Origin of the sequence: Pseudomonas sp. HR1 (genome assembly GCF_030175875.1) — a bacterium.
In the GTDB taxonomy this organism is placed as follows: Bacteria; Pseudomonadota; Gammaproteobacteria; order Pseudomonadales; family Pseudomonadaceae; genus Chryseomonas; species Chryseomonas oryzihabitans.
The window spans coordinates 389,673-401,233 of sequence record NZ_JASNRF010000001.1 but is presented as its reverse complement, the minus strand read 5'-3'; the positions used below and the strand labels follow the sequence as shown (position 1 = coordinate 401,233).

Here is an 11,561-nt window from a genome sequence, read left to right as displayed (position 1 = left end):
AAAATTGCGTAGATAACTTTTGAAACACCACACTAGGCTGGGCGGCGAGGCGGCAGACTGTCAGACTGCGGGCAGGGATTCTGCCGCCGGTAATCTATGTACGCCTTCACGCAACGCCAGGCCATCTTGGCCAGCTGGATCATCGTCTTCACCGCGCTCTATCTGGTTCTCCCGCTCAAGCTCCTGCCCAGCCTGCTGGCCGGGTTGCTGGTGTACGAACTGGTCAACACCCTGGCCGGGCGTCTGCAGCGTCATCTGCCCGGCGGCGGCGCGCGCTGGCTCGCCGTGGCCCTGCTCGGCACCCTGGTAGTGAGCCTGCTGACGCTGTTCTTCGTCTGGTTCACCAGCTTCATCATCCAGGAGGTGCAGAACCCCGGACGGCTGCTGGACAAGTTCATGGTGCTCACCGAGCGCGCTCGCGCCCAGTTGCCGCCCTCGCTGGACGCCTACCTGCCGGCCAACGCCGACAGCATGAAGCAGGAGCTGGTGGAATGGGTGCGCGCCCATGTGGCGCAACTGCAGCTGTTCGGTCGCGATGCGGCGCGGACCTTTGTCATCGTGCTGATCGGCATGATCCTCGGCGCCATCGTCGCCCTGCAGCCCACCCCCGATCCCGAGCGCCTGCGGCCGCTGTCCGGCGCGCTGCTGGTGCGCCTCGGCCTGGTGGCCCAGGCCTTTCGCAACATCGTCTTCGCCCAGATCAAGATCTCGCTGCTCAACACCACCCTGACCGGCATCTTCCTGCTTGGTGTATTGCCGCTGTTCGATGTCCACCTGCCGCTGGCCAAGACCCTGGTGATCCTCACCTTCATCCTCGGCCTGCTGCCGGTGATAGGCAACCTGATGTCCAACACCCTGATCTTCATCGCCGGCCTGTCGCTGTCGATCTGGGTCGCGGTGGCGGCGCTGGGCTACCTGATCGCCATCCACAAGCTGGAATATTTCCTCAACGCCCGCATCGTCGGCGGCCAGATCAGCGCCCGCTCCTGGGAATTGCTGGTGGCCATGCTGGTGTTCGAGGCGGCCTTCGGCCTGCCCGGGCTGGTGGCGGCGCCGGTGTACTACGCCTATCTCAAGAGCGAACTGAAGGCGGAAGGGCTGGTGTAATGGGCGGTCAGATCCGCGTCCTGGCGCTCTGCATCCTGCGTCAGGACGACCGCATCCTGGTGCGTGAGACGCAGGATCCGCATGATGGCCAACGCTTCTGTCGGCCCCTGGGCGGTGGCGTGGAGTTCGGCGAAACCAGCCAGGCGGCGGTGCGCCGCGAGATCCACGAAGAGCTGGGCGCCGAGCTGACCGAGGTCAGGCTGCTGGGCACTCTGGAGTCGCTGTTCAGCTACGCGGGACGGCCGGGCCACGAGGTGGTGCTGGTCTACGCCGCCGAATTTGTTGATCGGCAGCATTATGCGCAGGCGGAGCTGCCCGGTCAGGAGAGCGATGGTGAAGCCTTCATGGCTACCTGGCGCTCACTCGATTCCTTCGACGACAGCTGTCGGCTGGTACCCGAAGGCCTGCTGGCGCTGCTCACCAGCGCTGGCTGAGACCTCTACCCCTCACTGACGATCCAGATTCGACCACATGCGCTGCCAGAAGGCGCCGGCCTCTTCGTTGCTGGCGCGCCAGGTCTGTTCCAGGCGCAGGCGTTCGGGTGCCTCGAGATCCTCCGGGCAGGCCAGGTAGCGATCCGCGGCGGCCTGGGCTTCGGCCTGCAGGCGGCGCCATTCGCGCACGTCATCCAGCCAGCAGCGGCCGGTGACGGTCTCGTAGTACTCGTGGGCGATCGCGTCTTTGCTCATGGGGCGTTCCAGGCAGGGGATACAGCCCTAGACCGCGGCTGACGCCGGGGGTGCCCGCCTCAGACGTCGAAGAAATCCACGTGGCCGTTTTCCAGGGTGTAGTAGGCGCCCACCACCTTGACCTGGCCCTTCTGTTGCGGCGCGAGCAGGGTCGGTTCGGAGGCTGCGCGCAGCCGCCTGACCGTGCGTTGCACGTTGCTGCGCACCGCCGCTTCCAGCAGATCCGGCGGATTGCCGACCCGGGCGCTGAGCACCGCCGGCAGGATGGGTTCGATCATGGCGCCGATGGCACCGGGATAGAGGGCGTTCTGCTCCACCACCGCCACCGCGGCCTCCACCGCGCCGCACTTCTCGTGGCCCATCACCACGATCAGCGGCACCCCCAGCTGGCTGATGGCGTACTCCACCGAGCCCAGGGCGGTGGTGTCCAGGGTATTGCCGGCGTTGCGCACGATAAACAGCTCGCCCAGGCCGCGCCCGAACAGCAGCTCCGGCGAGACCCGCGAATCCGAGCAGGACACCAGCACGCAGAAGGGCGTCTGGCCCTTGGCGATCGCCAGGCGCCGGTCGCGATTGGTTTCCCCGTGCAGCGGCTGGTCGTCCATGAAGCCCTGGTTGCCGTCGATCAGCCGTTGCAGGGCCTGCTCGGCGGTGAGGGTGGTGTGGGCCTTGGTCGGGGCCGCCAGGGCGGGCAGGGTCATAGGTGCCAGGGCGGCGGCCAGCGGCAGGCAGCAGGCGCACTGCAGGACTTGGCGACGCGACAGGGTGGGCTTCATCGGGACACCTCTTGGCGTGGGGGCGTGCCGGTACTGCGGTCTCCAGCGCTTGAGACAACTATTGTCGTCCGCCGCCGATCCCGCCAGGCGCGGCGCCCGGTATCCGACCCGCGGAAAGGCGCCGGGCAAGAAAAAGCCGCGTCGAGACGCGGCTTCGGGACCTGCTCAGGCGGGCGTCACTGCCGCGCCAGTACCGTGCTGCGACCGGCCTTGGGCGCGCCCGGCAGGGGGCTCAGCGCGCCGGTTTCCAGCCAGCGGCGGACGCGGGTGGCGTCGGCCATGTGGGTGAACTTGCCAAAGGCGTCCATCACCACGAAGGCCACCGGACGACCGGCCATCACGGTGCGCATCACCAGGCAGTGACCGGCCTTGTCGGTGTAGCCGGTCTTGGTCAGCTGCACGCTCCAGTCGGCGTTGTAGACCAGGTGGTTGGTGTTGCGAAAGCCCAGCACATAGTTGGGATTGTGGAAGGCCTGGGTCTTTTCCGGGGTGGTGCTGAGCTGGCCGAGCAGCGGATAGTGCTCGGTGGCCTTGAGCAGGGTGACCAGGTCACGCGCGGTGGAGACGTTCAGCGGCGACAGGCCGGTGGGTTCGGCGTAGCGGGTGTTTCTCATGCCCAGGGCGCGGGCCTTGGCATTCATGGCGGCGACGAAGGCCCGCTGGCCACCCGGATAGTGGTGGGCGAGGCTGGTGGCGGCGCGGTTTTCCGAGGACATCAGCGCCAGTTGCAGCATGTCGCGGCGGGTCAGCTGGCTGCCCAGGCGCACCCGCGAGAAGATGCCGCGCATGGCCGGATTCTCGCTGATGTCGATGTCGATGGTCTGCTCCAGCGGCAGCCGGGCATCGAGCACCACCATGGCGGTCATCAGCTTGGTCACCGAAGCGATGGGGGCGACCTGGTCGGGATTCTGGGAAAACAGTACCTGGTTGGTCTTGAGGTCGACGACCAGGGCGTGGTTCGAGGCCAGGCGCTGGGCGGTGGCGGCGGCCGCGGCCTTGACCTTCGGTGGGGTCTGGGCCAGGACGGCCGGACTCAGCCCGACCAAGCCAGCCAGCAACAGGCCGGCAAGTTGATGACAGATCTTCACGGTGGCAGCTCTCGAAAAGGGGGCGGGGTTAGAACAACCGCGAACGGCAATGCCCCTTGCAGATCAAGGACATTGCTCAGAGATTTCACGTCTTTTATCACCCGGAATGTCGGCTGGGAATCCGACAAGGCAGCTTTTTACACAGCGCGCTGGCAAAAAGTCACAATTAGTTGCAGATGGGCGACGGACGGCAGGGATGGCGGAGCGAAAGGGCGCCCGAGAGGCCTCGGGCGCCTTGCCTTTCAGTCGTGGGCTTCCTGGGCGGCGGGGCCGAGCATGCTGCCGGTGACCAGGTAGCGCTCGTGCCAGGCCAGCGCCTCGGGCAGCAGGTGCGGGGTGTGCTTGCCATGGCTGCCGGCCAGGGCGCGCTCGAAGTAATCCGCCAGCGCCGGACGGAAACTCGGGTGCACGCAGTGCTCGAGGATGGCCCGGGCGCGCTGCTTGGGACTGAGCATGCGCAGGTCGGCCAGGCCCTGGTCGGTGACGATCACCGAGACATCGTGCTCGGTGTGGTCGACGTGGCTGACCATGGGCACCAGGGTCGAGATCAGCCCGTTCTTGGCGGTGCTCGGCGCCATGAACACCGACAGATAGGCGTTGCGGGCGAAGTCGCCGGAGCCGCCGATGCCGTTCATCATCCCCGTGCCCATCTGGTGAGTGGAGTTGACGTTGCCATAGAGGTCGGCTTCGAGCATGCCGTTCAGGGCGATGCAGCCCAGCCGCCGCACCAGTTCCGGGTGATTGCTGACCCCCTGCTGGCGCAGGATGATGCGCTTGCGCAAGGACTCGGCGTGCTCGACGAAGCGCTCGATGCCCGCCGGGCTCAGGGAGAAGGAGGTGGCCGAGGCCAGCTCCATCTTGCCGCTGATGAGCAGTTCCAGCATGCCGTCCTGGATCACCTCGGTGAAGGCGGTCAGCCCCTCGAACTCGCTCTCGGCCAGGCCCTGCATGAAGGCGTTGGCGATGTTGCCGACCCCCGACTGGATGGGCAGCAGATTGGCCGGGATGCGCCCCTGGCGGACTTCGAAGCGGAGGAAGTCCAGCAGGTGCGTGGCGATGGCCTGGGAGGCGGCGTCCGGCGCCTTGAACGGGCTGTTGCGGTCGGGGGCGTCGGTCTCCACCACGGCCACCACCTTGTCCAGCGGCACCTCGAGATAGGGCGAGCCGATGCGGTCGCCGGGGTGCGCCAGTGGAATCGGCGTGCGGTGGGGCGGCAGGGCGCCGTCGGTGTAGATGTCGTGCATGCCGTCCAGGGCGTCGGGCTGCCAGCGATTGACCTCGAGGATCACCGCATCGGCCATGTCCAGCCAGGTCTTGTTGTTGCCCACCGAGGAGGAGGGCACCAGCAGCCCGTCTTCGCGAATGGCGGCGATCTCCACCACGGCCACGTCGATCTTGCCGAAGAAGCCATAGCGGACCTTTTCCGCCAGCTGGCCCAGGTGGATGTCCATGTAGTCCAGGCCGCCAGCGTTGATGCGGCTACGGAGCTCCGGATCGGACTGGAAGGGCACCCGCAACTCGATGCCATCGACCCGCGCCAGGGCGCCGTCCAGCTCCGGTGCGGTGGACGCGCCGGTCAGCACCTTGATGCGAAAGGGCTCGCCGGCGCCGTGACTGGCGGTGATGCGCTGGGCCAGGGCACCGGGCACGGCCTTGGGATAACCGGCCCCGGTGAAGCCGCTCATGCCCACGGTCATGCCGTGACGAATGAACTGCGAGGCCTGCTCGGCGCTCTGGCGCTTGGCGGCGAAACCGGGATGGCGAATACGGTGGGACATGACGACCTCTGCGGGTGTTATCGAAAGCACACTAAGAATGTGGATTCTACGCCGAAGGGATGCTTAGGTCCCTAAGCAAAAGGTCGGGTGGGAGGGGAAATTTTGGAGGAGGGGATGGGGGGGCTGTAGGTTGGGTTGAGCGGTAGCGAAGCCCAACGGATTAGGGGTATGGGTGCCCTAGCTGTTTATCGAGTGCTCTGAGGGCTTTTGTTTCGCCCACCCGGGCGAGTTACTTTTTGCATTCGCCAAAAAAGTAACCAAAAACGCTTGTCCCCACGTTTCGGCCCTCCGCTGCGCTCCGGGTCCCCTCGCTCCGGCGCCGTGGCAGGGGCACGGCACGAAGGGGCCTCCTGCCCCTCGCGCCTTGCTCGGCGTCCTGCCTCGCAACCCCCGCCACGACACCGGAACTCGGCCTCACTGACGGGGACGGGGACGGGGCGCCAGCCTAGGACTCCAGTGTTCACAAGATCTGTAGCGTGAAAACCACGTCTTTATCGCGGCCATGGGCCGCTCCTACAGAAGTCGGATATCCCGTAGGAGCGGCCCATGGCCGCGATTTCCGGTGTCAGGTCGTAACGGCGTTTTCTACAAGTGAGCTTAGTCGGGACCAGTGGATAAGGCTTCGCCGTTGTCCACGCTACGGACGGTTATGGCTCTTCAACTAAAACTTTCAGGCGCGCGAAACCGCCCCGTTCAGAAGGGCGAACGCCAGTGTCGTGGAGTGGGTCGAGCCGCATGGATGCGGCGAGAGGTCCTGTGGGCCAAGGACGGCCCATCTGGAACGACCCCGGAACGGCGCTGGTGTGAGCGAAACGTAGCGCAGTGAAGTAACAGCTGTAGGCTGGCCCGAAAGGTGAGCGACGCGAGTCACCCGCAGCGCAGCGGAGGGCCGGATGGTCGGGGCAAGCGTTTTTGCTTACTTTTGTCCGGGGCGCGTAGCCGCGATTGGCAAAAATGAGTCGCCCGGGTGGGCGAAACAAAAGCCATCTGAGCACTCGATAAGCAGCCAGGGCGCCGATAAACCGAGGCATCACGGCAACCGCCGCACCGTTGGGCCTCGCTATCGCTCAACCCAACCTACGCCGATCCGCCCGGATCACCACGACCCAGGCGTTGGGCACCGAACGCCCAGCTACCCCTCACGCCACCATCATGATCCACGGCACCCCGATCCCCAGCAGCACCAGCAGGAACAGCGCCCCGAAGATCGTCCCCAGCCGCCAGTAGTCGGCGCTGGGCAGGTAGCCGCTGCCGTAGTACACGGGACTCGGTCCGGTGCCGTAGGGGGTGATGATGCCCATCAGCCCCAGGGAGGTACCCAGCAGCAGGGCGAACACCGGCAGGTCGATGCCGGGAATGCCCATGCCGGCGGCCAGCATCACCGGCAGCAGCGCGGTCGTGTGGGCGGTGGAGCTGGCGAAGAGGTAGTGGGCGAGAAAGAAGACCACCACCAGCACCACCATGGCGGTGCCGGCATGGAAGCCGCCCAGATGGCCGGCGACCCACTGGCCGAACCAGGCGACGAAGCCGACCCGGGTCAGGCCGTCGGCCAGGGCCACCAGGGTGGCGAACCAGGCGAAGGTGTTCCAGGCGGCCTTGTTGCCCAGGGCGTCGTTCCAGGTGATGACCTTGAGCAGCAACATCAGCACGATCACCAGGATGCCCACCAGCGCCGGATCGGCCCAGGCGGCACCGAAGATCCACAGCGCCAGGGCACCGATCACCAGGGCCAGCAGCAGCTTTTCGTCGCGCGTCAGCGGGCCGAGTGCGGCCAGTTCCTTGGCCGCCCACAGCGGCACCTGGTCGTTGCGCTTGATCTCCGGCGGATACAGCCAGTAGGCCAGCAGCGGCAGCAGGGCCAGCAGGAGGATGCCCATGGGCGCGGCGGCGATGAACCACTGGCCCCAGCTGATGTGCACCTGGGCGGTCTTCTCGATCAGGGCGGCGGCCAGCAGGTTGGGCGCCAGGGCGGTGAGGAAGAGGGTGCTGGTGACGCAGGTGGAGGAGATCGCCACCCACATCAGGTAGGAGCCGATGCGCCGCGCGCTGGGGTCGTTGGGCTTGGAATCGTAGAGCAACGGCAGATTGCGGATCACCGGGTAGACGGTGCCGCCGCTGCGTGCGGTGTTGGACGGGGTGAAGGGCGCCAGGGCCAGGTCCGCTAGCATCACCGCATAGCCCAGGGTCAGGGTCCGCCGACCCATGGCCTTGACCAGCAGCAGGGCGATGCGCCGCCCGAGTCCGGTCTTCTCGTAGCCCAGGGCGAACATGAAGGCACTGAAGATCAGCCAGACGGTGTTGTTGGAAAAGCCCGCCAGGCCCCATTTCAGCGCCTCCTGGGGCGCCCGGAAGCCGGGGGTGGCCAGTTGCGCCGGACTGAACAGCACCCAGGGCGCCAGCAGGGCCGCCAGGGCCACGCCGATCAGGCCGATCACCGCGCCGGGCAGGGGCTCGAGGATCAGCCCCACCACCACGCCGGCGAACAGGGCGAAGTACAGCCAGGCATGAACGGGCAGGCCGTCGGGAGCCGGCAGCAGCGCCAGCAGTCCGGTGACGGCGAGGGGCAGCAGGAATTTCCAGGTGGTACGCATCGGGCGCTCGCAGATTCCGGTGGTCTCGGGAAACCGGCCTGGGCCGGGACGGCTGACGCTGCGGTTACAAGGACGGTGCGGTCAGCGGCCGCCAGCTTTGCAAAGGCCGAGGGCCTTTCCCAGCGTTCTGGCCGTGGTCATTCGTCGCAGTCGGGCGGGCTTAGGTTCCCCTGGCATTCTTTCGCTATCGAGAATGACTTGCAACAACGCTGGGGCTCCTGTCGGCGTCGATTGCGCCCAGGCCCCGCGCTGGCGAACAATCGGGCGTTCCGCCAACGACAACAATACGAGGAGCGACACCATGAAATACCGCCTGGGAGAACAGCGGGTCGAGGCCCATCCACAGAGCTGGGTCGCGCCCACCGCCGCGGTGATCGGCAAGGTACGCCTGGACGAGGGTGCCAGCGTCTGGTTCGGCGCGGTGCTGCGTGGCGACAACGAGCTGATCCACATCGGCCCGGACAGCAATGTGCAGGACGGCGCCGTGCTGCACACCGATCCCGGCTCGCCGCTGACCCTGGGGCGCGGCGTCACCGTTGGCCACCAAGCCATGCTGCATGGCTGCGAGATCGGCGACGGCAGCCTGATCGGCATCCACGCCGTGGTGCTCAACGGCGCGCGCATCGGGCGCAACTGCCTGGTGGGCGCCAATGCCCTGGTTACCGAGAACGCGGTGATCCCCGACGGCTCCCTGGTGCTCGGCTCGCCGGCCAAGGTGGTCCGCGCCCTCAGCGAAGCCCAGCAGGCACAGCTGGCAGCCAATGCCCAGGTCTATGTGGCCAATGCGCGGCGCTATCTGGAGGAGTTGTTCGAGCAGGGAGAGTAGAAGAGCTCGGGAGCCGCACTCTGCGCTGGATGACCCTCTCTCTAAGGGGAGAGGGCTGGGGTGAGGGTCGAGCCGCTCCCGCCTGTTGGGCTTCGCTGCGCTCAACACCGGCTGCGTAGCGTGGAAAACGGCGCAGCCTTTTCCACATGGAGATCAGGTGCCAAGCGCGCCCTCACCCCAACCCTCTCCCAGTGGGAGAGGGGGTTGTTCGAGCAGGCGTTCGTTGCCAGCGTCAAAGGCAGATTCGCTCCATTGTCGTCACGCCATCCACTAGCGCGGAACCACCCCCTCTCCCAAGGGGAGAGGGGGCTGTTCGAGCAGGCGTTCGTTGCCAGCGCCAAAGGCAGATTCTCTCCATTGTCGCCAGGCCATCCGCTAGCGCGGAACCACCCCCTCTCCCTCAGGGAGAGGGCTGGGGTGAGGGTGAAACCACTCCAGCCCGTTGGGCTTCGCTGCGCTCAACACCGGCTGCGTAGCGTGGAAAACGGCGCAGCCTTTTCCACATGGAGATCAGGTGCCAGGCGCGCCCTCACCCCGCCCCTTTCCCGAGGGGAGAGGGGGCTGTTGGAGCAGGCGTTCGTTTTTAGCGCCAAAGGCGGATTCGCTCCATTGTCGCCAGGCCATCCGCTAGCGCGGAACCACCCCTCTCCGGGTGAGGGAAGGCCAGGAACTGATCGCGACCATGGGCCGCTTCTACGGATCAGGAAACACCTGTAGGAGCGGTCGCTACGGCGCACCGGCATGGCCGCGATGAGCCTCTACCTCACGGCTTCTCGAACCGATAGAACAGATTCGGCTCGCTGACCACATACAGCCGGCCCTGGTCGTCCATGGCCACGCCTTCGGCCTGGGGCACGCTGCGGCTCAGGCCGTGCTGGCCGCGCAGCAGTGACAGCGAGCTGATCGGCTTGCCGTCGTCGTCCAGCTCCAGCACCAGCCGCGACTGATCCGAGAGCGCCAGCAGGTGGCCGGTGCCGGGGTCGAATTGCAGGCTGGAGAGATCGCGCACGAACAGGCGGCGATCGCGTTGCGGATCCGTGCGCAGCGACAGCGCCTGCAGGCCTTCGAAGGCTTCGCTGCCGAGACCTTCGATCTCGTAGATGCGCACCGGATCGCTTTCCTTGGCGACGAAGAAGCGCTCGCGCGCCGCGTCGTAGGCCAGGCCTTCGTTGCCGCGGTTGTCGCTTTGCACGTCGCTGAGGCTGAAGGGGTGGCTGACCTGGCGGTCGTCGATGTCCACCACCCGGGTGTCGGCGCCAATCCGTACCCGCACCAGGCGCTGGCGGCGCTCTTCGCTGATCATGTAGACGCCGGGGGCGATGTACTCGATGGCCTCCGGATCGCTGAAGCCCCTGAGCTCCACCTGGCGCAGCAGGCGGCCGTCCAGGTCCAGTTCGAGAAAGCGCGCCGGCTTGTTGGTGACGCTGACCAGGGTGCGGCGGTCGGGGTCGAAGCTCAGCGCCGAGACGTCGGTGATGCCGTCGCCGATGGGCCTGGCCTCGACGGTGACCCGGTAGCCCGGCAGCCACAGCGAGCGGGCCTGGCGGCTTTCGGCCTGGAGCTGGCTCTGGACGTTGAACCAGAGCCGCTCGAACAGCCGGTGCTGCTGGGCCACCAGGGTCAGGGCCAGCAGCAGGGCCCCGCCCAGCAGGGCACCCAGGGTGCGAGGGGAAAACAGCGGGAACATCGACAGGGTCCTGAGGCGGTAATGCCGCGCAGCCTAAGGGCGCGACCCTGAATTCAAGCTGAATAGGCGCTCATTGCGCCGCGCCGGACACCTTGTGAAACACGTGGAAGAGATTGGGTTCACCAATCATGTAGAGATTGCCGGCTTCGTCGAGGGCCACGCCTTCCGGTTGCTCCATGGTCGCCTTGAGACCGTGCAGGCCGCTTCTGAGGCTGATGAAGCTGACCGGCTGGCCGTCCGCGGTCATCTCCACCAGGGTGTGGGACTGGTCGGACAGCGCCAGCAGGTGGCCGGTACGCGGATCGACCGCCACCGCGGAATAGTCGATCACCAGCTGCTTGAGCGCAAAGGGCTGCAGGCTGCCGGAGACGCCGCGGCCGTCGCTGGCCAGGGTGAAGAGGGCGGCCGGATCGCGTTCCTTGCTGAGGATCAGTCGCTGGTGCCGCGGATCCCAGGCGATGCCTTCGAAGCCCTTGTTGCCGGCGTCGGGAAAGCCCAGGTCGTGGTGTTCGAAGGTGTTGGCGTCCAGTTCGCGGGCGTCGTCGGCCAGCTGGAACAGCGATAGCCGCCGCTGGCGCTCGTCGACGATGGCCAGACGCCCGTCTTCCAGAGCGGTCACCCCTTCGAGGTTGGAGACGTTGCGGATCGGGATGCGTCTGAGGATGTCGCCGGTCAGGCTCAGTTGCACCAGATAGGGGGTGCTGCCGGTAACGGCGAAGAGGGTGCGGGTACGGGGATCGTAGGTGAGGTCGGAGGTCTCGGCCTCGGCCAGACCCGGCAGCGGCTTGCCCTGGATCACCGCCTGGTAGTCCGGCAGCCAGACCGCCTGGGCGCGCACTTCCGGCGGCGTGCGGTATTCCTGCCACCAGAGCAGCGCCCGGTCGTTCCAGTGCCAGACGAAGGTGAGGACGATCAGCACCAGCAAAACGAAGGCGGGGAGGAGGCGCGACAGGATGAGGCGGAGGAGTCTGGACATGCGGGCTCGGACGGCTTCTTGTTAGAGCGTCGCGGCCGTGCCG

General features: G+C 66.6%; 10 protein-coding genes. 3 read left to right on the top strand and 7 right to left on the bottom strand.

Translation table 11 applies throughout. The features are described from left to right. The first annotated feature begins 96 nt into the window (after positions 1 to 96). Positions 97 to 1,107, top strand: a complete 1,011-nt coding sequence (locus tag QKY98_RS01840) for an AI-2E family transporter (protein WP_007161081.1) — start codon at positions 97 to 99, stop codon at positions 1,105 to 1,107. Then, positions 1,107 to 1,541 carry an NUDIX hydrolase gene (locus tag QKY98_RS01835; RefSeq protein ID WP_284670259.1) on the top strand — a complete coding sequence of 145 codons (435 nt, stop codon included), beginning with the start codon at positions 1,107 to 1,109 and terminating at the stop codon, positions 1,539 to 1,541. The genes QKY98_RS01840 and QKY98_RS01835 overlap by 1 nt, the downstream gene beginning before the upstream one ends. Before the next feature lie 12 nt (positions 1,542 to 1,553). Here the strand turns inward: QKY98_RS01835 and QKY98_RS01830 are convergent, their stop codons facing one another. The 5 genes from QKY98_RS01830 to QKY98_RS01810 all read right to left on the bottom strand — a co-directional run bounded on the left by QKY98_RS01830 (position 1,554) and on the right by QKY98_RS01810 (position 8,029). After that, the gene (locus QKY98_RS01830; RefSeq protein ID WP_027598773.1) at positions 1,554 to 1,796 is read right to left on the bottom strand and encodes a hypothetical protein; all 243 of its coding nucleotides are present in this window, start codon (positions 1,794 to 1,796) and stop codon (positions 1,554 to 1,556) included. A 59-nt stretch (positions 1,797 to 1,855) separates the two neighbouring features. Further along, positions 1,856 to 2,572, bottom strand: a complete 717-nt coding sequence (locus tag QKY98_RS01825) for a carbonic anhydrase (protein ID WP_284670258.1) — start codon at positions 2,570 to 2,572, stop codon at positions 1,856 to 1,858. 176 nt (positions 2,573 to 2,748) lie between these two features. Further along, positions 2,749 to 3,660, bottom strand: coding sequence for a D-alanyl-D-alanine endopeptidase (gene pbpG / locus QKY98_RS01820; RefSeq protein ID WP_037006760.1), 912 nt, complete (start codon positions 3,658 to 3,660; stop codon positions 2,749 to 2,751). A gap of 242 nt (positions 3,661 to 3,902) precedes the next feature. Continuing rightward, positions 3,903 to 5,438, bottom strand: a complete 1,536-nt coding sequence (gene scpC, locus QKY98_RS01815; RefSeq protein WP_027601028.1) for a succinyl-CoA:acetate CoA-transferase ScpC — start codon at positions 5,436 to 5,438, stop codon at positions 3,903 to 3,905. Between the two features lie 1,139 nt (positions 5,439 to 6,577). Then, positions 6,578 to 8,029 (bottom strand): anion permease, encoded by a 1,452-nt coding sequence (locus QKY98_RS01810; RefSeq protein WP_042137461.1) that lies wholly within the window; start codon positions 8,027 to 8,029, stop codon positions 6,578 to 6,580. 301 nt (positions 8,030 to 8,330) lie between these two features. Here QKY98_RS01810 and QKY98_RS01805 point away from each other — a divergent pair, with 301 nt between their 5' ends. Then, on the top strand, positions 8,331 to 8,855 hold the full coding sequence (locus QKY98_RS01805) for a gamma carbonic anhydrase family protein (RefSeq protein ID WP_027598768.1): 525 nt from the start codon (positions 8,331 to 8,333) through the stop codon (positions 8,853 to 8,855). A 763-nt stretch (positions 8,856 to 9,618) separates the two neighbouring features. Here QKY98_RS01805 and QKY98_RS01800 read toward each other — a convergent pair. Together QKY98_RS01800 and QKY98_RS01795 are read right to left on the bottom strand one after the other, a co-directional pair. Next, a complete protein-coding gene (locus tag QKY98_RS01800) occupies positions 9,619 to 10,542 on the bottom strand; it encodes an SdiA-regulated domain-containing protein (protein ID WP_144948659.1) in 924 nt (307 codons plus the stop codon). 70 nt (positions 10,543 to 10,612) lie between these two features. Beyond that, positions 10,613 to 11,518, bottom strand: coding sequence for an SdiA-regulated domain-containing protein (locus tag QKY98_RS01795; protein WP_284670257.1), 906 nt, complete (start codon positions 11,516 to 11,518; stop codon positions 10,613 to 10,615). Positions 11,519 to 11,561 lie beyond the last annotated feature (43 nt).

Bases quoted from the DNA above. Each gene is read 5' to 3' on its own strand.
- QKY98_RS01830 (WP_027598773.1), bottom strand. From the start codon at position 1,796: ATGAGCAAAGACGCGATCGCCCACGAGTACTACGAGACCGTCACCGGC.
- scpC (WP_027601028.1), bottom strand. From the start codon at position 5,438: ATGTCCCACCGTATTCGCCATCCCGGTTTCGCCGCCAAGCGCCAGAGC.
- QKY98_RS01835 (WP_284670259.1), top strand. From the start codon at position 1,107: ATGGGCGGTCAGATCCGCGTCCTGGCGCTCTGCATCCTGCGTCAGGAC.
- QKY98_RS01805 (WP_027598768.1), top strand. From the start codon at position 8,331: ATGAAATACCGCCTGGGAGAACAGCGGGTCGAGGCCCATCCACAGAGC.
- QKY98_RS01795 (WP_284670257.1), bottom strand. From the start codon at position 11,518: ATGTCCAGACTCCTCCGCCTCATCCTGTCGCGCCTCCTCCCCGCCTTC.
- QKY98_RS01840 (WP_007161081.1), top strand. From the start codon at position 97: ATGTACGCCTTCACGCAACGCCAGGCCATCTTGGCCAGCTGGATCATC.
- QKY98_RS01810 (WP_042137461.1), bottom strand. From the start codon at position 8,029: ATGCGTACCACCTGGAAATTCCTGCTGCCCCTCGCCGTCACCGGACTG.
- QKY98_RS01825 (WP_284670258.1), bottom strand. From the start codon at position 2,572: ATGAAGCCCACCCTGTCGCGTCGCCAAGTCCTGCAGTGCGCCTGCTGC.
- QKY98_RS01800 (WP_144948659.1), bottom strand. From the start codon at position 10,542: ATGTTCCCGCTGTTTTCCCCTCGCACCCTGGGTGCCCTGCTGGGCGGG.